The organism is Gardnerella sp. DNF00550, assembly GCF_049262685.1.
Lineage (GTDB): Bacteria > Actinomycetota > Actinomycetes > Actinomycetales > Bifidobacteriaceae > Bifidobacterium > Bifidobacterium leopoldii.
This window is the reverse complement of sequence record NZ_CP058397.1, coordinates 1026665-1046919: the sequence shown is the minus strand read 5'-3', so window position 1 is coordinate 1046919 and position 20255 is coordinate 1026665. Positions and strand designations below refer to the sequence as shown.

The window sequence follows — 20255 nt, the reverse complement described above, 5'->3', positions numbered from 1 at the left end:
AATTCGCATAGAAATCTCAATAGATATCTGCGTAATAAATGAATAGAAATAAAAAATACACGAAAGTGAATCCACTTATTGCCTATTCGAGGACTTTATTATGACCGTATTTACAACTTCGCGCAAAGAAAGCGCAGGCGCGCAAGTCGACGAGAACACTCGTTTCTGGTCGGACATTATTGTGTGCGTTGGCATTATTGCCGTTTTTGGCGTAACTGCCTTCCTTATTCAGCGCATAAATCAACCGATTGGTCCAAGTGGCATACCATCTAAGGTATCCACGGACTTAATCAATCTGCCTTACTACACTTTGCGCTCAGTATTTCGCATGCTGATCGCATTAGTTGCATCTCTTATCTTTACTATTGTTTATGGCTCTCTTGCAGCTCGCAGTCGTAGGCTTGGCAAGGTGCTTATTCCTCTTCTAGATATTTTGCAATCAGTTCCAATTCTTGGCTTCCTTTCGGCAACTGTCACGATTTGGTTGGTAATTTTCCCTGGATCGATGCTTGGTGTTGAAGCCGCTTCGATTTTTGCTATTTTTACGAGTCAAGCATGGAATATGACTTTTTCGTTCCACCGTTCGCTGCTCAGCGAGCCAAAGGAACTGGATGAGGCAGTTCGTAGTTTGCAACTCACGCATTGGCAACGTTTCTGGGTGCTAGACATGCCTAACGCAATGATTCCACTGCTTTGGAATTGCATGATGTCTGTTGGAGGCGGATGGTTCTTCCTTACAGCTTCGGAAATGATTTCCGTAAATAATCACACTTACGCTCTTCCTGGCATCGGTAGTTTTGTGGCACAAGCTGCTGCCGAAAATAAGCTTGGTCTTATTTGGTGGGCTATTGTGTCGATGGTCATTGTTGTTTTGGCACTTGACTTCTTCTTGTGGAAACCGCTTACAGCTTGGGCTGAGCGTTTCCGCATTACGCAAAGCGCATCTGATAATGAGCGTCACAGTGCTATTTTGACTCTTATTCGTCACTCTCATGCAGATGAAGTTATTAGTAAACTGTTTTTGCCAATTCGCGAGTGGCTTGAAAAAGTAACGCGCCCATTCGGTCGCACAGGCTCCAAGTGGCCTCACAAGGCTGCTCAGCATAAGCTTGGTGATTGGGTATTTAACGTTATTATGCTAATTATTGTGGCTGCTGGTGCTGCCCATATGCTTTACTTTGTGTATACAACTGCAGGTTTGCATGAGTTTATTACTGCAGGCATGCTTGGTGGCATCACTTTTATACGCGTTGCTGTGTTGATTTTAATAAGCTCGCTTATTTGGGTTCCTGTTGGTGTTGTAATCGGCATGAATCCTAAGATTTCGCGTATTATGCAGCCTATAGTGCAAATTCTTGCTAGCTTCCCAGCAAACTTCATCTTCCCGTTTGCTATGGCTTGGTTTATGGCTTGGCATATTGATCTTGGTTGGGGAAGTATTATTTTGATGGCTCTTGGTACGCAATGGTACATTCTGTTCAATGTTATTGCAGGTGCTAGTGCTATCCCTGATGATTTGCGTGAAATGACGCGCAGCTTCCGCTTGGATCGTACTTTGCGATGGAAGACGCTTATTTTGCCGTCTATTTTCGGTTCATGGTGCACTGGCGGTATTACAGCTGCAGGCGGTGCATGGAATGCTTCGATTGTGTCTGAGATTGTGGAATATGGAAAGAACCACATGGAAACTCAGGGTTTGGGTGCATATATTACTAATGCAACCACTTTAGGAGATTCTGCGCGCACTTTAGTTGGCGTAACTGTTATGAGCTTGATTGTTGTTTTAAGCAACCGATTATTCTGGTCGCCAATGCAACGTATTTCCGAAAAACGTTACGTATTGAATTAAATCGACTAATAAATCGACTAATAAATCGACTAATAAAATTACTAATAAATCGCTTAAAATAACAAAATTTTATGAAAAAGATTGGCAAAATTATGAATACTTTAAAGAGCAATGCAAAAAAAGTGCAATCCTCAATTACAAGCGATATTATCGACGCAAAGCACATCAGTCAAAGCTTCACTTCTGACAGTGGCACTACTCAGCACGTTTTGCACGATATTTCTTTCACCCTTCGCGAAGGTGAAATCGTAGCAATATTAGGACGTTCTGGTGCTGGAAAATCAACTTTCCTACGCACAATGGCTGGTCTTGTGCAGCCAACAGAAGGCACAGTAACGTATCGCGGACGCGAGCTGACAGGTCCAAACCCAGGTGTTGCAATCGTATTTCAAACCTTCGCTCTTATGCCGTGGCTTACAGTACAAGACAATGTGGAACTTGGTTTGCGTGCTAGAGGCGTTAGTAAAGAAAAGCGTACTGAGCTTGCTTTAGCTGCAATTGACGCAATCGGTTTGGACGGCTTTGAAACAGCATATCCTAAGGAACTTTCCGGCGGTATGCGTCAGCGAGTTGGTATTGCGCGCGCGTTGGTGCTACGACCGGATGCATTGTTTATGGACGAGCCATTCTCTGCTCTCGATGTGCTTACTGCAGAAAACTTGCGTCAGGAAGTTCTTAAGCTGTGGTCTAGCGAGGAGCGAGATATTAAGTCTGTGCTTATTGTGACGCACAATATTGAAGAAGCTGTGCAAATGGCTGATCGCGTTGTGGTTCTTGGATCTCATCCAGGTCACTTAATTGCTGATGTGAATGTTGATTTGCCTCGTCCTCGAGATAAGCACAGTGCTGAATTTGAAGCGATGGTTGATAATCTGTATGCTATTTTGACTGGTTCTGCTCCAGAAAGCGCTGCAGAGCAAGACGCTTCCGAAGATGCTGATTCTCAAGATCAAGCAAATAATGCAACTAATGAAGATGCTGAAGATAACGAAGCTGCAGCAATTGCAGATATGCTTATTCAGCGCCACCATGACGATGAAGATGAAGATAAGCAAAGTGAGGATGAAGCTGAAGCAGGTGAGGCAAAGGCAGAGCCTGTGGCTGTTCATTTGCTTCCAAACGCTACACCAGGTGGTATGGCTGGTTTGCTTGACGTGATTTCTGAAAACCCAGATGGCATTGATTTGGCTGATTTGGCAGCTGATTTGTCGTTTGAGATTGATGATTTGTTCCCACTTGTCGATGCGGGTACGATGCTTAATTTACTTACTGCAGAAAACGGTCATATTACTATTACTTCTGAGGGTGAAGAGTGGCATAATGCCGATATTTTGCACAGTAAGCAAGTTTTTGCTCGTCTTGCGATTGAACATGCACCTCTTGTGCACGCAATTGATCAAGCTTTGAGTAGGAATCGTAACGGAAAGCTTCGTGGCGAGCTGATTTTGGATTTGTTGCGCAGTAAGCACACGGATGCTTTGGCACGTCAGCAGTTTGATATTGCAATTAGCTGGGGTCGTTACGGCGAGTTGTTTGATTATGACGCTGATGATGACGAGTTGACTCGTACAGTTGAAACTGCTCCTCTCGATGGAGTTGTGCGCTGAAATAGTGCGGAATAGTGCGGAATTATGCTCAATAATGTCCATTATTGAGCATAATTTGGTATTTGTATGCTTTCGATAAAGGGATGCCGCATAGTTCTTTTATCTTTTAGGTCTAGTCGCTTCTTATTTAAGATTGCGCGGATCGGAAGCCCCCTAAAAAGCGAACTTTTTGGGGAAAGAATTGCGTAGCACATTTGTTGCTAACGCTTACTATGCGTCGATATGCGGCGGCGATGGAGGAATATTATGGTAAATGCTGTAGAAGCATTTGATGCTAAGCATCTTAAGGCTGCTGAAGAAATTCCAGCTTTCCGTCCTGGCGATACCGTTGATGTCAATGTTAAGATTCAGGAAGGCAACAACACTCGTATTCAGACTTTCACCGGCGTTGTGATTGCTCGTAAGGGTGCTGGCGTGCGTGAAACTTTCGTTGTTCGTAAGGTGAGCTTCGGCACTGGTGTTGAGCGTCGTTTCCCACTTCATTCTCCAGCTATCGATTCGATTAAGCTGGTTCGTAGCGGTCGCGTTCGTCGCGCTAAGCTTTACTACTTGCGCGCTTTGCGTGGTAAGGCTGCTCGTATTGCCGAGCGTCGCGATAACTCTGCTAAGTAAAATGGAACTTATGTGAAGGGTATTTGTTATGACTGATGACACGCAAATTAGCGATACTCATATCGTTTCAGTAGCGGGTCATGGTATAGATCCTTCACCGGTTCCACCAGAGCCGGAAGGAGATTTACCTTCCGGCTCTCGCATGTTTAAGCGCAAAAATAGAAAAGGTAAGCATTTTGCACATTCTAAGCGTGCTAAAAATGACCGCCTAACTTTGCGCGATGCTATAACATGGTTCGGTATTCCAGTATTAGTAGTGATACTTATTCGTGTGTTCCTATTTGGAGCTTACACAATTCCTTCTGGCTCTATGCTAGATACTATTCATATTGGCGATTATGTTATTACGACTAAGCTAACTCCGCGCTTATTCCCATTAAAACGTGGAGATATTGTTGTTTTTGAGGATCCTGCACATTGGTTGAGTGGTGAAAATTCTTCCGGTGCTGTTGGCAAGGATTTAATTAAGCGTCTTATTGGTTTGCCTGGAGATACTGTTGAATGTAAAGGCGCTGGGCAGCCTATTGTTGTGAACGGTGTTCCAATACGAGAATCTTCCTATATTCGTCCTGGTGTTGACCCGAGTGCTTTTCCGTTTAAAGTAAAAGTCAAAGCCGGTCACGTGTTTGTTTTGGGTGATAATCGTTCTAATTCTGCGGATTCACGATATCATCGCAATGATGGCGATGACGGTTTAGTTCCTATTTCCAAAATCGAGGGCGTTGCTGTGTTTAGATCGTGGCCGCTTGATCGAATTGGTCTTTTAGACGAACATCATGATGATTTTAACAATGTGCCTGATCGTCCTGCAAAATAAAAGTATTAGCGCAATTAGTATTAACGAAATTGTATTAGCGCGACTTATATCAACTGATTTCAATTATGCCAAATAAATCATCCAATATACCGCTTGTTCCATCATTTAAATATGAGCAAGATCTGCTTTGCGAAGGCTATGATTGGGTTATTGGTCTTGATGAAGTAGGAAGAGGCTCTCTTGCAGGTCCTGTGATGGTAGGAGCTGTAGTTATTGGAATTAAACAAGTAAAAGAAAACTATATGCCTGAAGGCTTAGCTGATTCTAAATTGCTGAGCGAAAAGCGTCGAGAAGAGCTTTATGAACCGTTGCAAAAATGGTGTACAACTTGGGCAGTCGGATCTTGCACTAACACAGAAATTGATGAGTGGGGCATTAGCTATGCGCTTGGTGTCGCTGCGTTAAAAGCAATTTCTAAAGTTGAGGAAGATATTAAAAAGCTAAGTTTTAGCGTAAATGCGGATTCGGGTGAGAATACGTGTGCGAAGTTGGGTGCGGATTCGGGTGCAAATTCAAACTTTTGTATTGCCGCAATATTGGATGGACCTTGCGATTATATTGACAAAGTCGCAAATACTTTTGACGCTCCTTACGTTCCTGAGCCTGTAAAAGTTCATACTTTAGTAAAAGCAGACAGGCAGTGTGCGAGCGTAGCTGCAGCTGCAGTTTTGGCAAAAGTTACTAGAGATAATCTTATGGTATCTCTTGCTAAAAATCCGCAATATGAAGCCTACGATTGGGCAAGTAATAAGGGTTACGGTTCTTTAGCTCATCGCAATGCCATTAAAAAAGTAGGACCTAGCGATTTGCATAGACTGTCTTGGCATTTATAAGCGAGGGTGCATATGGCAAAAAATGAAGCAAAACGCGTGTCAATGATCGATGTTGCGCACGCTGCTGGTGTAAGTCATCAAACTGTTTCTCGCGTTATTAATAATTCTCCTGATGTTTCTGCTAGCACGCGAATTAAAGTTCTGCGAGTTATTGAGCAGCTTGGGTATTATCCGAGTAATTCAGCACGCGCATTAGCAACTAAGAAATCGCGTACTTTAGGGCTTATCGTTGGTGCAGAAAATAGAACATCTCGAAACATTATTGCTCCTATAGAAGCGCAAGCAAAATCTCGTGGTCTTTTTCTTTCTATTAGCATGGTCAACGAAACATTATGTGAACAAAGTGATATTCAAGATTTATGCGAGAGTTTTGAAGAGCAAAATGTCGACGGATTAATAATTGACGCTCCAACAGATGCAATATTTACGTCACTGTGTCGTACGCGTATTCTTAAGCCGTGCGTATGCGTTACTGCTACTCATGGTGCAATAAGCGCGCATGAAGGCATGAATATGTTGCGTTCTCATAGCAACGTTGAGTATTCAATGATTGGTATTAATCAATCTCGCGCAATGAACGATATTGTGTCACTTATTGCGCATTATGGACATCGAAATGCCATTTATATAGCAGGTCCTTCGCAATGGAGAGGTGCTGCAACGCGACTCATTGCATGGCGTTCACTTTCAACTGCTCAAGGTATTCATTCGCATATTGTGCAATGTACTTCGTGGAAGTCTTCTGAAAGTTACGCGCGAATGAATCATATGATTGAGAAATTTGGCATAGATGGCATTGCATTGCCGACTGTTATTGTTGCTTCAAGCGATGAGCAGGCAGTAGGAGTTGTGCGTTCCTTGTATGAGCACGGTTTGAAAATTCCGAGTGATATTAGTGTTGTTGGTTTCGGCGATATTCCGGCAATAAGTGATTTTTTCCCACCTCTTACAACTGTGAGTCTCGATATGCAGCAATTAGGGTCGTTGGCAGTGCGTGAAGCTTTGAGATTAATGAATCATGGGCCTGAGCCAGCATTCCCAGATATGTCTCATGGAGTTGGGCAAATACCTGCTGGCTTAAAATTGCGTTCTTCTATTGGTGCCGTATTGAGATAATTTTGCGATTGTGAAAAATTGCATTAAAAATTATCGAGAATAGAATTAAGAATGGTATTTTTAATTATTTTTTTGATTATTTAAATATTGTGTGAAACAGTTGTGAAACAACTTTATTTTCTTAATGCTAATATCTGGCAAAATGGCTTAAAATCAGCATAATTACGCGGATGCCGGCGTGTTGATGGTGTGTGTGAAGCGTAATCTTAACATCAGTTGGGAGTGTGTGGTTTTTTGAATAAATATGGAATAAAGAAAAGGATCAGGAGATGATAAATCGCTGCTTTGCGTTCGTGCCAGGAATTAAGCATCTAGTTATTTTAAGGTCGGCGTGTCTTGCGATTTCTTATCTTGTAAACATAGCTTTTGTCTACGTTTGCGTTGGGATGTTGTCTCCAGTATTAAGACCTGTTCGTTCTACTGGAACTTCTTTAATGAGTTCTGTTGAATTTACGTCTTACATTATTGCTTTAGCTGCTATTATTTTGCTGAAATATGCAGTTTTTTACTGGTCGTGTACTGTTTGTGCAGAAATTGAGTCGCGAATAGCTATGCGTTTGCGCCCTAAAATGTTGCACGCAATGTTATCTCTACGTTCTGTAGATATTGAAGATTCTCATGACATTACTTCTTTGCGTGTAAATGAAGATATTTTTGCAATACAAAGTTTTGTTGCTTCTTTAGTTCCACAAATTATTGCAGCTATTCCTGTTCCTGTGGTTGTTTCTGCAGCACTATTTACAGTTAACCCTGCTATAGCCGGGATTTGCGCATTAGCTGCATTGTTTAATGTCGCTTCTCTTATATTCTCGTTGGCACTAAGCCCAGTATCGTGGCGTTGTGTAAGTGCGTTATTTGCCTATGTTATTGCTGGACTCGCAATTGTTGCAACTGTTTGGTTATCTTCCGTTAAAGGCGTAGGTCTTGCTGCAGCTCTGTTAACGATGCCTTTGTTAATGTTAAGCGTCCAGCCACTGAGAATTGTTGGTAAGAATATGCATGTAGTTAAGCATGCTGTTCATGGTTTGGATCATGTTGAAACATTGTTAAAAATGGTTACTGATTCTCCTGCTCCAATAGCATTTAGTGACGATGGTTCAACATTATCTTTGCCTGATGGCTCAACCAATATTGCTTTGCGTATGCGATGCAATATTTTGGAAAATAATGCGAATACTAATGAAGCTCAGCGTTTATCGATAATTGCAAAATCTGGTGAATTGCAAGTTATTCCAAGTAAATATCATCATGTTATGCGTGAGAAAATACTTTCTGGTACAGGTTTTAACAAATCTGCTGACATATTGCTTTCTTATAGCGACCGTTATGATATTCATGAAGACGACGTTTCTCCATTTGTAGTTTCTGAAGTATTTGACGCAAACGATAGTGCATCTTACTTGTCGTTGAATGATGCAAGTTCTGCAGCTTTAGCAGATATTGTTACTATAGTTAGCGAGCGAAGTCATCTATTTTCCACAACATTGCGAGAAAACTTACTTTTGGCTGCTCCAACAGCTACGACTACTGCGATGTGGGATGCATTGCGAGCTGTGCGAATAGATGGCGTTGTTTATGCCGATTACGACGGTCTAGATATGCCAATAGATAGACTTTTTAATAATCCTGAAGCATCCTATAATTCTGAAGATTTAAAGCGTCGTGTTATTCTTGCTAGAGCAATTTTAAGACACACTAAAGTGTACGTTTTTGATTATTCCCAATGTGATATTAGCAATCATGAAGCTGAAGAAATTGTTAAAATATTGCGTCGCATAGCGCGTTATGCGAATGTAATAGTTTTAATGCCAAATGATGCTGGAATTAGCTCAACGGACGAAATAGCAACTGTAGAATCGTATCGTCATGTTGCTAATGATAGTTCTAAAAATATTACGCAACTAAATCAATTAAACGAATCTCAGAACTCGCAAAACTCACGAAACTCGCAAAACGTTGAGCAAGCTCAGCAAGATCCTAATAAAAACAAGCATATTTCTTCTATTGCAAGTATTGCTTACACTTATGAAGTGAGAACAATCTCAAAGTTCAAACGTGCTATTTTTGCTTTTATATCAATGTTTAGTACTGCTCTCAATCTTGTTTCTGCAGTATGTATTCCTGTTGCTATTGTTTCAGCAATGTTTGCTGTTGCAGGACGTCCAATATTTGGTTTTGTAATGCAACAGTGTGTGCTTGTTGCTGTTGCTTGTATGGCAGTTCGTGCATTAACTCTTGTTACAACATTTGCAGGTGTAGATATGCATCACGAACGTTGGCATAAAGCTCATATCAGCATGAATGTTGGAATGATATTTGCAGTTGTGCCTCTTATGGTTGTTTTGTACTATTTCGATGCGAATTTGTCTTATGTAGCTATTGCTTCGTGCGTGTTTATTATGTTTATTGTTCCTCGATACTTACTTATACGCTCCAAGCATATTGCAAATAAAGTGCGCATTGAACAACATGAAGTTGAGAATGAAGTAAGTGATATTGAACTTGGTATCGATGAAGTACTTGCATTTAGGCAAGGTGAGCATTGCGTTAATCGAATGGTTACTTCAATGCATAAAGTTTCTCAACAAAGAATGCGTTTGGCTCGTAAAAGTGGAGGCATGTCGGCACTTGTTCTTGCTATATCGTTAATTAGCATTTCTGTAGCAGCACTAGTTGTTTCTCACACTATCCATCCAGTTCCAGCTAATATTCCAGCATGGAGCACTGTTTATGCTGTTATGGCAATGGTTTTGCTTGTAATTATGATTCAGCAAGTTGTAGATGTTGTTTTACAAAGAATACCGTCTGTTATGAGAGTTAAGAGCAGTAACTAACTTTAATTTAAAAAATATAGAATATGCATAAGTTGGGTTGGGGGACTGAACATGCGTAATCGTTGTAACAAGAGGCAGTTTCTTGCGCTGTTTTGGATGCTGCTGTTTGCTGTTTTATGTGGGATTGTTATTGGCTTGTTGCTTCCTAAAATAAACAGTAACGTTGGGAAGATTACAGGAGAATATGAAGCAAACGGAGAAGCTGCGCAAGCATTGAAAAAATTGCGTATATCTAAGCCTTATCGTTACGGGTACGAGCGTCAAGTATTTGGATATCGTACTACTGACGATGACGGTAACGGATGTGACGTTAGGGAAGATGTTTTAGCGCGTGATTTACAAAATGTGAAATACAAGTACGCAGGATCTTGCCAAGTGCGTTTCGGCTTGTTGCATGATCCGTATACTGGCAAAGATATCAACTTCGTGCGTGGGCGAAAAACTAGTGCCTTAATTCAAATAGATCATGTTGTTGCATTACAAAATGCGTGGGAATCTGGAGCATGGAAATGGAATCGTGCAAAACGATTAAAATTTGGCAACGATATGATGAATCTACTCGCGGTTGAAGGAGCTGCTAATCAAGAAAAAGGTTCCGCGTCCGCAGCTTACTGGCTTCCTTCAAACAAAACCTTTAGGTGCGAATATGTTGCTAGGCAAATAGCTGTTAAATATAAATATGGTTTAACTGTAACTCGCGAAGAAAAGCAGAGTATGGAAAGCGTATTGCATAACTGTTCTGCACAGAAATTGCCAAAGTAAGGATTTTGCTCAGTCTAGTATCCTTAAAAGCGACTTAGTAAGCGTTTAATAAGCATTTAGTAATGATTATGGGTGTGATCGTGCATTACGTCGTGATGCTCTGCTGAATGAGGAATATGCAAAACGCGCATGCGGTCAATAGCTCTACGCGCAAGATTGTGAGCAGAACCTGTGCCTTCGCCCTTGACTCCAAAAATAACGATAAGAGCCATAATTCCCGTAATAATAGCACTAATGCGCAAAGTCCATTGAACTCCAAAAATACTAGCAGCAACATCGGCAGCGTGACCTGTGCCAGAATGGTGAAGAGTTGTCAATACTGTCATTGTAACTACTAAAACAGGTGCTCCAATAGCACCCCAAAGTTGACGCATAGTATTAGTTACAGCAGAACCGTCGCCAAGCTCTTCCTTACGCAAACAATTAAGTGACCACGTAGTTATTGGCATAAGCAAGAATCCCATGCCAATTTGGCGAGTAAACTGCCAAATGGAAATCCACCAAATCCACGTATCCATGTCAATAAGACTCATCATTACAGTGCCAAAAAACAGAATAATAGAGCCTGCCATAGCAACTGGGCGCACTCCAAAGCGATCTAGCATACGACCGCCAAAATACTGCGAAATAGCCATGCCGAATGCTCCAGGAAGCAGAATTAAGCCGCTCATAGTTGCTGAAAAACCACGATCAGACTGAATATAAAGCGGAATAAGCACCATAATTGAGCTGAAAGCAAAAAATGTAAGGCAAGCGCAAATAGTACCTACCATAAAGTAGCGGTTTTTAAGCACATTAAGACCAAGAAGAGGAGTGTGACCGCGTTTTTGCGCTCGCAACTGCCTTATAACAAACCAAGCAATTCCAAAAGCACCAATAATCATAGGAGCCCAAGATAATGGGTGGGAAATTCCGCATCCTTCAATATTAGTGAATCCAAACATGAGTCCGCCGAAGCCGATAACCGAAAGACCAACCGAGAAGAAATCAGCATGCGCGTTAAGATCATGTTCTCCAAAATTATGCAAGAAAAATACTGCTAAAACGACGGATAGCGCTCCGATAATAGTAAGAGAGCAGAAAATAGAACGCCATCCATTAATATCAGTTTGCAAACCGCCAATAGTAGGACCGATTGCTGGAGCAATACTCATAGCCATGCCAACGCTTCCCATTGCCACACCTCTGCGAGTAACAGGGTAGACGGAGAATACGGTAATTTGTAAAACAGGCCACATTACGCCAGTGCCAATAGCTTCAAGAGTTCTGCCAACAAGTGCCATCATAAAGTCGCTACTAAGCCATGCAAGTACGGATCCAAAAGTAAAAAGCGACATGGAAGTAATAACAATTTGGCGAGTAGAAAAGCGTCTTGTTAAAAATGCTGTAAGTGGAACCATAATTGCCATAATCAGCTGGAAAATAGAAGTAAGCCACTGACCAGTTGTGACGCTTATGCCAAATTCTTGAACTATTGTTGGCAATGCTGCAGTAAGTTGTAATTGTGCGAAATTGCCAATAAATGTAATAAACGTAAGAATAGCAAGAGAAATTAAAGCAGGACGTGTAAGACGATTGTTATTGTATGCTTCTTCGCCTGTTAGCGCATGGCTGAGATTTTGGCTTTTATTAGACAGCCATGTTGAGTGCATCAAAATAAAACATCCTTTTTATTCTTAAACGTAGTTTTTCTTAAGCATATTTTTAAGCATAGGTGGCAAAAGTCAATCGACTTAAGTCTATTCTCTTATCTATTACAACGAAAAATTGTAAGACTTAATTTGCGCAAAACAATGATATCTAGACTGATTCTAATCAGTAGCTGTGGTAGGAAAGCCAATGATTGTAAGCGCCTTGAATGGAGCCATAACGACCATTGCAATAATTCCAGAACCAGCGGAGCTGAGTTTGATAGTTAGTAGCCCAATCAGCTCCGGCAGAAGCCATTTTTCCGCCTGGCAAAGCTTGAGGTAAACCGTAAGCTCCAGAAGGATTCATTGCGTTTACGCGCCAGCCAGATTCATGAGAAATAATAAATACTGTTGCAGTAAAATCAGCTTCACTATAACCGTTAGAAATAAGCCAATCGTGAGCCCATTGTTGCATCTCGCCAGCAGGAACAGTCGTGCCGATAGAAGCAGCTAAGCCAAGTCCGGCAGAAGAACCGCCAGTTCCAACAAGAATAACCTTATCTTTTGGAGCTTTTTTAACATAAGAAGCAAAAATATTAGAGGAAACTATTTTTCCCTTAGTTCGAGTAACTATTTTTGCTGTTTCCATTACGCCGTTAGCGCCTTCACTTTGCACCTTCTCAGTACCTTTTGGAAGTGCAGCAGTTTCCTTTTTAACGACGTTAAACGCGATTGGGTCGTCGGAATTTTCTAATTTTGCGCCTGCACGATTAATAGTAATAACAGTTGATTCGCTAACTTTAGTTGTAAGAGATGGAGTAACAACATCGTGTGGCTCAAGAGTGATATCCCCGGCATCAAGAACGGATTTTACATCAGTGAAATTAGTGCCCAAAATAGTACGATGATGACCATTTATAACAACGTTAACATATGAAGTTGCGCTATCATGCAACATGCGACGGCTAGCACTACGAGAAACTTGCGAAGAATCGGTTGCCGAATAAGAAGTAACCTGAACAGCGTGACCTTTAGACGAAGCGTAAAAATCTCGCGAGGCAAAACCAAGTATCACCAAAGCAATGAAGCCTAAAATAACCGCGCTAACTCTAGCCCACTGTCGTAAACTGAGTGAACCAAGCGTAACAGTATGCTTACGGTGACTGGCCATAACCCTCCTTATTTCTGCAATTACTCTATTGATATTTGCAAACGCTCGCAACGTAGAGTAATAAAACTAAAATGTATGTGCAAAACGTATATGCAAAACCTCACATATTGTATCTCATGGCATAGTCTATAAATCAGGATTCAGAATCATTAGATTCGTAAGATTTAGCTTGTTCAACCAAATCTTCTAAATCAGAAGCTAGTAATGCTCCAGCTTGTCTATAAATAACTTCGCCGCGCTTAATAACCATTACTGTTGGAACAGCTTGGATTTGAGCAGCTGCAGCAATCTCGTTGCTTTTGTCAATATCAACTTTTACAAAAGGAATTTCGGGATATTTTTCACTGACCTTCTCAAAAATAGGACCAAAAGACCTGCATGGACCGCACCACGTTGCCCAAAAATCGACAACAACTATTTCATTTGTCGAAGCAATCTTCTCAAAATTTTCTGTAGTAGCATGTATTGCTGCCATATTACTCCCTCAATATTTTGCGTATTTGCTTTATTGTACGTGCCGCCTTGCATAAATGTTGTCGATAGTGCGCTTATCTGTCGTCTTGCGGCACTAGGCTAGGAGTCATGCTTGATATCCAATTTATTCGTGAACATGCCGACGTAGTTAAGGAATCGCAGCGCAAGCGCGGTGAATCCGTTGAGCTCGTCGATGAAGTATTGCACAACGATGACTTGCGTCGTACTGCTCTTAAGGCTTTTGAAGAGGCTCGCGCTGAGCAAAAAGCTATTGGTAAGAAGGTTGCAACAGCTAGCGCGGAGGAAAAGGTTGCTCTTATTGCCGAAACTAAAGAATTAGCTTCGAAGGTTGCAGAATACAAGGCTGAATCCGAAAAAGCTACTGCCGACTACACTACAGCAATGTGGAAGCTTTCTAACATCGTTGAAGATGAAGCTCCAGAAGGCGGAGAAGACGATTATGTTGTAGTTAAGAAGGTTGGCACACCTCGCGATTTTGCAGCTGAAGGTTTCGAGCCAAAGGATCATTTGACTCTTGGAACTGGCGTTGCTGGAATTGATATGCGTCGCGGCGTGAAGGTTGCAGGATCTCGCTTCTACTTCTTGCGCGGTGCTGTGGCTCGCCTGCAAATCGCAATGCTTACTATGGCTGTTGATCAAGCCGAAGAGCACGGTTTTACGCTTGCGATTACGCCAACGCTTGTGCGCCCGGAAGTAATGCGCGGAACTGGCTTCTTGAATTCTCATGCGGACGAGATTTACCGTTTGCGCGAGCCAGATGATCAGTATTTGGTCGGTACTTCCGAAGTTGCTTTGGCTGGTATGCATGAGGATGAGATTCTTGACTTAAGCAATGGTGCTTTGCGTTATTGCGGTTGGTCGAGCTGCTACCGTCGTGAGGCTGGTGCTGCCGGAAAGGATACTTCTGGTATTATTCGCGTGCATCAGTTTGATAAAGTTGAGATGTTCGTTTATTGCAAGCAGGAAGATTCTCGCGCTGAGCATCAGAAGTTGCTAGGCATGGAGCAAGAAATGCTTGCTAAGGTAGAAGTGCCTTACCGCATTATTGATACTGCTGCAGGTGACCTTGGTTCTTCTGCCGCTCGTAAGTTTGATTGCGAAGCTTGGGTTCCAACGCAAGGACGTTACCGTGAGCTTACTTCTACTTCTAACTGCACTGAGTATCAGGCTCGCCGCTTGAATGTGCGTGAACGTATGGAAGATGGTGGAACTCGCCCAGTTAGTACGCTTAACGGCACTTTGGCTACTACTCGCTGGCTTGTGGCTATTTTGGAAAATCATCAGCATGAGGATGGTTCGATTGATATTCCGAAGGCTATGCAGGCTTATATGGGTGGCAAGGAAGTCATTGAGCCAACTAAGTGGGAAGCGTGAGTTTGCTCGTGCACAAACACGGCGTTTGTTTCAAAAAATCGTTTAATTAACTACAAAGCCCGGGAAATTACCTGGGCTTTGTTTTTTAGTTGATAAGTTTTTTGAATCTGGGTGTTGTGTGTTGCGTTCTATACGTGATGATATGCTTACCACTTGTGCGTTAAAAGCGGCAATTTGATTGCTTTCGCGCGCAAATGGATGGGTGTCCGAGCGGTCTAAGGAGACGGTCTTGAAAACCGTTGTAGGGAAACCTACCGCGAGTTCGAATCTCGCCTCATCCGCGAATTAACTAAGCCTAAAGCATGTGAAATTGCTTTAGGCTTTTTTAATTCGCCGAGCTTGCTCAGGGTTGGAAGCACAGTGTGCTTCCAACGCAAGCGAGGTCTTTCTGCGTCAATAAAGACGCAGAAAGTGTGGGCTAGTGTGTTTAACGTAGTGTGTCAGGTTTGTGTTGCTGCATTTCGCGCTTGAAGCTTTTTTAATTCGCCGAGCTCGGGAAATTAGCAAATTGCGGCAGAAACTTTACAGCGGTGTAAAGAAACGGTCGGTTGTGCGCGGAATAACGGCAGAAACTTTACAGCAGCGCACAGTTTATGCCGCCTACGCACCAAAAAACGGCAGAAACTTTACGTGGGTGTAAAGGAACGGTCGGTTGTGCGCGAGAATCCGATTGAAACGTGCGCTCGCTCGATTTTAGCGCGTGGAATAATGACGCTCTTGAGAAGTGATTGCGTCAAGGAAGAAGTTCGCACCTTCGCGGCAAGACGTGCTGCTTTCGAAATCTTCCGGAGCGTAAGGCGCAACGCTTTCAAACATCTCCTCGTAATCAGCAACGCTTAAACGCACGCGCGAATCAAGCATATCCGCATGCTCGCGCGCAAACAGCGCATTTCTAAATCCTGGCGCAATCGTGCCGCTGAAAAATTCACCAACAGCGCCGGAGCCGTAAGAAAATAGCCCAATCTTATCGCCGCTTTTAAGTGCAGTAAGATTACTATTTTCGCAAGTAAATTCGTCTAACTCAAGTAAAGACAGCAATCCCAAATACAGGGAACCCGTATAGATGTTGCCTACGCGATGGCTGTACTTCGTGCTGGTTCCATAGCGCGAAAGTAAGCGATTGCGCGACGACTCGCTTAGGTTGCTATTATCGCAAGAATCCATCGCAGCCTTAAGCGCCTTCAAACCCATTTTCGTATACGGCAAGTGGAAGCATAACCCTGCAAAATCATTGAAATTACAACTGTTTTGCGCACAATATTTTTGCCACACGTCGCAGAAAAATTGTATGTATTGCTCAGTCGAAAACTTTCCGCGAGCAAGCGCAGTGTCTTGGTAAACAGGTCGCCAAAAGTCCTGAATATCAGCGGATTTCACAACGCTATCGTCGTTAATTTTAAGCACGTGCGGGTTCGCGCTCACAAGCATTGCTACAGCCCCTGCTCCCTGCGTTACTTCGCCAGGTGTAGCAAGACCGTAGCGCGCAATATCGGCTGCAATAACAAGCACTTGCGGATTTTTTTCGGCGTGCGCGCGCACGTAGTCACATGCCATCATCAAAGCCGCGGTGCCGCCGTAGCAAGCTTCTTTTACTTCAATAGAGCGCACCCACGGCGTGAGTTTTAGCAGATTTTGAACGTACAGAGCACTCGATTTACTTGCGTCGACGCCGCTTTCTGTGCCGACGATTAGCATTTTGAGGCGATTGCTATCGATGTGGGGTAGCAGTGGGAGGGCAGCTTGCGCGGCGAGAGTGACGATGTCTTGGTGATTTGGTGGCACAGATTGTTCGCTTTGACCGATTCCGATTGTGAATTTGTTAGGGTCGATTCCACGGTGTTCCGCCAGTTCTTCGAGGTTTAGGTAATAGTGCGGCGTTGCGAAGGAGATGCGGTCGATGCCGACGGCAAGGGGAGTGGTTGCGGAGGTTGTGGTTGCTGATGTTTCGGTATTTTGTGTGTTCATTTGTCCTAAAATTCCTAAATTTTTCTTAATTTTTCTTAATTTTTCTTAATTTTTACTTGATTCTCGTAACTTTTGAAGTAATTGCATAACTTTTTCTGTAGTTCTTTCTGCAGGGCTAAGTTGCAAAATATCATGCGCGATTTCCGCGATTTCCGCACCTTTGGCACCTGCTGCAATTGCTAGGTTTGACGACTGTAATGCCATATGACCTGCTTGAATTCCAGGGCCTGCTAGTGCGCGAAGAGCCGCAAGATTTTGTACCAAACCGAGCGCGGCAAGCGTGTTTCTAAAGTCGTTTGCGTTTTTGTAATTGCCGATTTTGATCGCGAGTTTTGCCATTGGAAGCGATGAGATTGAGCCGCCAACAATGCCGATCTGTAGCGGAATTTCAATACTGCCATGGAGTATGGTTTTTCCGTTTAAAGTTTCGGTGTTCCACTTTGACAGTGGTAGGTAGCGACCGGAGCGCGCCGCCCACGCGTGTGCTGCCGATTCTAGCGCTCGCGTATCATTTCCTGACGCGAGCGCGGCTCCTGCGATTCCGTTTAGGATTCCTTTGTTGTGCGTGGCGGCGCGCGCAGGGTCGCTGGCGGCAAGCGCGCTCAATGCCGCGATTCGGCGCGCAAGGCGTTTTCCTTCGCTCTCTCGCTCAGAGTCTTCCAGCCGCCTGGATGCCAGTGCTTCAACCGGTATATGCACTTCTGCTGTGGTGGCAACGCGGCTGGTGTTTGTGAGTATTGCCACTAGCGCCTGCACGCCGAGCCAGCTCTCCAGCTGGGCTTTGACGGCTTCGCCCATAGTGTTTACTGTGTTGGCGCCCATTGCGTCGCATGTGTCTACGTCAATCTCGAGCTTTGCGAAGCCGTGCAAAGCTGAAGCGCGGCATTTTCGCGCGCCGCCACCCCTTTTACTCATTGATGGGTGTGACTCGTTTGCAATGAGCAACAGCTCTGCAACCTTTTCTTTATCTTCAACGATTCTGCTCAAGCGCGCCGCCACGCTCCCGTCTGCGTCCTCAAAAGCTATTTGCGCTGTAGTCACGTATTGTGGGGAACGCGCAATAATTCCGTATCCAACGTCAGTCGCCGCGTCAAATCCAACGTCAGTCGCCGCGTCAAATCCAGCGCCAGTCTCCGCCGCAATCCGCGCCCCATTGCACGCAGCTGCAATCACGGACGGCTCTTCGGTTGCAACCAGCACGTCCCGCACTTCGCCGTTCACAATCAGCCCACGCACAACGCCAACCGGCAGCGTATACTTTCCAATTTGATGCTCAATCATATGATTTGCAACGTCTGCAGGAATTGTAGTATCAGAACTTTCCGCAAACTGTTTAAGCAAAAATGTTGCATCAGCATCGTTAATTGCGCCCTCATTTTGCAAGGTTTTTATGCGATTTTCCACGCTTAATTCGCGAAAAGCAGTCATCGAAATCACCTCATGATTTGTAGACTACGAATGCTTCTGATCGCTTCGCATTCTGACTTAGTTGTTTTGCAGTCTGACTTTATTGTTTTACATTTTGGCTTGATTGTTTCGCATTCTAATTTGCATAGAAACGCCGATTCCGCCGCCGACGCACAGCGCAGCAACTCCATTTAACTTATTGCTATCTCGCAAAGCGTATATAAGCGTCGTCAAAATCCTAGCTCCGCTAGCGCCCAGCGGATGACCGAGTGCAATTGCTCCACCGCGTACGTTTAGTTTTGACTCGTCAATATGAAGTTGCTCCGAAACGGCAATGCTTTGCGCTGCAAACGCTTCGTTTATTTCGAATAAGTCAATGTTGTCAACGCTGCTACCGGTCGCATTTAGCATGCGTTCCATCACATGTTTTGGAGCATATCCCATTAAATCTGGGTCGATTCCGCCTTCTGCGAATCCCACAATTTGCGCAAGATATTCAATTCCGTGCGCTTGCGCGTAATCTTTGCTCATAAGCACTAGAGCTGCAGCTCCGTCGTTAATTCCGCTTGCGTTTCCGGCAGTTACAGTCGATTCGTGCTTGCAAACTTCGTTCTCGCTAATTTCGTTCTTGCCAACTTCGCAAGTCGCGCCCGAAGTTTCTTCCGATGCTTTAAAAAGCGTGCGCAATTTCGACAACTGCTCTAAAGACGTATCTTCGCGAGGATGCTCGTCTTGAGTTATAACAGTTCCGTTTGCAAGCGTTACTGGCACAATTTCAGAAGCAAAATCGCCTCGTTTAATAGCGGCAACAGCTTTTTGGTGAGATTTAAGTGCAAAAATATCTTGTGCTTCGCGAGTGATACCAAATTTTGCTGCAACATTTTCTGCAGTAACGCCCATTGCGTCGCCAGTAAAAGCGTCGTTTAAGCCGTCTCGTTGCAAACCGTCAATAAGCGCAAAATTCCCGTATTTGTGTCCGCTAAATCGCGAATTAGTTGCGTAAAACGGTACGTTGCTCATGCTCTCAGTGCCGCCTGCAACAATAACTTGCGCATCTCCCATAACGATTGCGGATTGTGCTAAACGCACTGCTTTTAAACCGGATCCGCATACTTCGTTAATTGTCATTGCGCAGCTAGAAGTATCTAAGCCTGCTTTTAACGCAATTTGGCGAGCAACGTTTTGTCCGCTGCCTGCTTGTAATACGTTTCCAAAAATAGCTTGATCCACGTCGTGTGAGCTAATTCCAGCGCGTTCTATTGCTGCTTTTGCTGCGATTGTTCCTAAATCAACTGAGGAAAGCGAAGATAAGCTGCCGCCGAATTTGCCAATAGGCGTACGTACAGCGCTTGCAATCACCACATCAGTCATATGTTTAGCCACCTAATCAATTGTTTGTTGCAATACGTGTTGAAGTATACCAACCGGACTACTTTATCGTATTTTTCGACAAAATTACCATTTGCGAAAAATTTTTCTCGTTTCCTTCACAATTAAACGTGCTTCAGTGAGTTCGCTCACCCGAATCCGGCATAAACTTTACAGCGGTGTGAAGTTTCGGTCGGCTACGCGCCTGAAAGCGGCATAAATTTTACAGCGTTGTAAAGTAACGGTCGTTTGCTCGCCAAATAGCGGCAGAAACTTTACAGTCGTGTAAAGTAATGGTCGGCTACGCGCCTGAATCTGGCATAAACTTTGCGCTCGTGTAAATTAAGGGTCGTATTTTCCCAAACCTCCTGAAGCTTTGCGCCAGTGCTTCTGCGAAAAGTGGTTTTGTAGCTT

General features: G+C 43.6%; 15 protein-coding genes and 1 tRNA gene. 10 read left to right on the top strand and 6 right to left on the bottom strand.

Annotated elements, in window-relative coordinates; translation table 11 throughout:
* Window positions 1-100 precede the first annotated feature (100 nt).
* From HXT29_RS04045 to HXT29_RS04010, 8 genes are all read left to right on the top strand, one after another.
* On the top strand, window positions 101-1849 hold the full coding sequence (locus tag HXT29_RS04045; protein WP_004574036.1) for an ABC transporter permease: 1749 nt from the start codon (window positions 101-103) through the stop codon (window positions 1847-1849).
* 92 nt (window positions 1850-1941) lie between these two features.
* Complete coding sequence (locus HXT29_RS04040; RefSeq protein ID WP_032842404.1) at window positions 1942-3456, top strand: nitrate/sulfonate/bicarbonate ABC transporter ATP-binding protein; 1515 nt, start codon at window positions 1942-1944, stop codon at window positions 3454-3456.
* A 246-nt stretch (window positions 3457-3702) separates the two neighbouring features.
* The gene (gene rplS / locus HXT29_RS04035) at window positions 3703-4068 is read left to right on the top strand and encodes a 50S ribosomal protein L19 (protein WP_004105329.1); all 366 of its coding nucleotides are present in this window, start codon (window positions 3703-3705) and stop codon (window positions 4066-4068) included.
* Window positions 4069-4096: 28 nt separating this feature from the next.
* Window positions 4097-4885: a signal peptidase I gene (gene lepB / locus HXT29_RS04030; RefSeq protein ID WP_004105326.1), complete on the top strand. Its 789-nt coding sequence runs from the start codon at window positions 4097-4099 to the stop codon at window positions 4883-4885.
* 65 nt (window positions 4886-4950) lie between these two features.
* Window positions 4951-5718: a ribonuclease HII gene (locus tag HXT29_RS04025; protein WP_422118300.1), complete on the top strand. Its 768-nt coding sequence runs from the start codon at window positions 4951-4953 to the stop codon at window positions 5716-5718.
* 12 nt (window positions 5719-5730) lie between these two features.
* Window positions 5731-6834, top strand: coding sequence for a LacI family DNA-binding transcriptional regulator (locus HXT29_RS04020; protein WP_004105321.1), 1104 nt, complete (start codon window positions 5731-5733; stop codon window positions 6832-6834).
* A 269-nt stretch (window positions 6835-7103) separates the two neighbouring features.
* Window positions 7104-9668 carry an ABC transporter gene (locus HXT29_RS04015; protein WP_422118299.1) on the top strand — a complete coding sequence of 855 codons (2565 nt, stop codon included), beginning with the start codon at window positions 7104-7106 and terminating at the stop codon, window positions 9666-9668.
* A 51-nt stretch (window positions 9669-9719) separates the two neighbouring features.
* On the top strand, window positions 9720-10430 hold the full coding sequence (locus HXT29_RS04010; RefSeq protein ID WP_422118298.1) for an HNH endonuclease family protein: 711 nt from the start codon (window positions 9720-9722) through the stop codon (window positions 10428-10430).
* 56 nt (window positions 10431-10486) lie between these two features.
* Here HXT29_RS04010 and HXT29_RS04005 read toward each other — a convergent pair whose 3' ends face one another.
* The 3 genes from HXT29_RS04005 to trxA form a co-directional block, all read right to left on the bottom strand.
* Entirely contained in the window at window positions 10487-12082 is a 1596-nt protein-coding gene (locus HXT29_RS04005) for an MDR family MFS transporter (protein WP_064340570.1), read from the bottom strand.
* 163 nt (window positions 12083-12245) lie between these two features.
* Window positions 12246-13232, bottom strand: a complete 987-nt coding sequence (locus HXT29_RS04000) for a G5 domain-containing protein (RefSeq protein WP_032842330.1) — start codon at window positions 13230-13232, stop codon at window positions 12246-12248.
* A 133-nt stretch (window positions 13233-13365) separates the two neighbouring features.
* The gene (gene trxA / locus HXT29_RS03995; RefSeq protein ID WP_004110313.1) at window positions 13366-13707 is read right to left on the bottom strand and encodes a thioredoxin; all 342 of its coding nucleotides are present in this window, start codon (window positions 13705-13707) and stop codon (window positions 13366-13368) included.
* 107 nt (window positions 13708-13814) lie between these two features.
* On the opposite strand from trxA, the gene serS reads away from it, so the two are divergent.
* Window positions 13815-15101: a serine--tRNA ligase gene (gene serS / locus HXT29_RS03990; protein WP_004574030.1), complete on the top strand. Its 1287-nt coding sequence runs from the start codon at window positions 13815-13817 to the stop codon at window positions 15099-15101.
* A 196-nt stretch (window positions 15102-15297) separates the two neighbouring features.
* A tRNA-Ser gene (locus HXT29_RS03985) sits at window positions 15298-15382 on the top strand.
* 412 nt (window positions 15383-15794) lie between these two features.
* Here the strand turns inward: HXT29_RS03985 and HXT29_RS03980 are convergent.
* The 3 genes from HXT29_RS03980 to HXT29_RS03970 all read right to left on the bottom strand — a co-directional run bounded on the left by HXT29_RS03980 (window position 15795) and on the right by HXT29_RS03970 (window position 19844).
* Window positions 15795-17066: a hydroxymethylglutaryl-CoA synthase gene (locus HXT29_RS03980; RefSeq protein WP_032835287.1), complete on the bottom strand. Its 1272-nt coding sequence runs from the start codon at window positions 17064-17066 to the stop codon at window positions 15795-15797.
* 45 nt (window positions 17067-17111) lie between these two features.
* Window positions 17112-18494 carry a hydroxymethylglutaryl-CoA reductase, degradative gene (locus HXT29_RS03975; RefSeq protein WP_174164198.1) on the bottom strand — a complete coding sequence of 461 codons (1383 nt, stop codon included), beginning with the start codon at window positions 18492-18494 and terminating at the stop codon, window positions 17112-17114.
* An 87-nt stretch (window positions 18495-18581) separates the two neighbouring features.
* Window positions 18582-19844 carry an acetyl-CoA C-acyltransferase gene (locus HXT29_RS03970; protein ID WP_422118297.1) on the bottom strand — a complete coding sequence of 421 codons (1263 nt, stop codon included), beginning with the start codon at window positions 19842-19844 and terminating at the stop codon, window positions 18582-18584.
* Window positions 19845-20255: the final 411 nt, after the last annotated feature.

Bases quoted from the DNA above. Each gene is read 5' to 3' on its own strand.
- HXT29_RS03975 (WP_174164198.1), bottom strand. From the start codon at position 18,494: ATGACTGCTTTTCGCGAATTAAGCGTGGAAAATCGCATAAAAACCTTG.
- trxA (WP_004110313.1), bottom strand. From the start codon at position 13,707: ATGGCAGCAATACATGCTACTACAGAAAATTTTGAGAAGATTGCTTCG.
- HXT29_RS04010 (WP_422118298.1), top strand. From the start codon at position 9,720: ATGCGTAATCGTTGTAACAAGAGGCAGTTTCTTGCGCTGTTTTGGATG.
- HXT29_RS04005 (WP_064340570.1), bottom strand. From the start codon at position 12,082: ATGCACTCAACATGGCTGTCTAATAAAAGCCAAAATCTCAGCCATGCG.
- HXT29_RS04000 (WP_032842330.1), bottom strand. From the start codon at position 13,232: ATGGCCAGTCACCGTAAGCATACTGTTACGCTTGGTTCACTCAGTTTA.
- HXT29_RS04015 (WP_422118299.1), top strand. From the start codon at position 7,104: ATGATAAATCGCTGCTTTGCGTTCGTGCCAGGAATTAAGCATCTAGTT.
- HXT29_RS04025 (WP_422118300.1), top strand. From the start codon at position 4,951: ATGCCAAATAAATCATCCAATATACCGCTTGTTCCATCATTTAAATAT.
- serS (WP_004574030.1), top strand. From the start codon at position 13,815: ATGCTTGATATCCAATTTATTCGTGAACATGCCGACGTAGTTAAGGAA.
- HXT29_RS04040 (WP_032842404.1), top strand. From the start codon at position 1,942: ATGAATACTTTAAAGAGCAATGCAAAAAAAGTGCAATCCTCAATTACA.
- lepB (WP_004105326.1), top strand. From the start codon at position 4,097: ATGACTGATGACACGCAAATTAGCGATACTCATATCGTTTCAGTAGCG.
- HXT29_RS03980 (WP_032835287.1), bottom strand. From the start codon at position 17,066: ATGAACACACAAAATACCGAAACATCAGCAACCACAACCTCCGCAACC.
- HXT29_RS03970 (WP_422118297.1), bottom strand. From the start codon at position 19,844: ATGACTGATGTGGTGATTGCAAGCGCTGTACGTACGCCTATTGGCAAA.
- HXT29_RS04045 (WP_004574036.1), top strand. From the start codon at position 101: ATGACCGTATTTACAACTTCGCGCAAAGAAAGCGCAGGCGCGCAAGTC.
- rplS (WP_004105329.1), top strand. From the start codon at position 3,703: ATGGTAAATGCTGTAGAAGCATTTGATGCTAAGCATCTTAAGGCTGCT.
- HXT29_RS04020 (WP_004105321.1), top strand. From the start codon at position 5,731: ATGGCAAAAAATGAAGCAAAACGCGTGTCAATGATCGATGTTGCGCAC.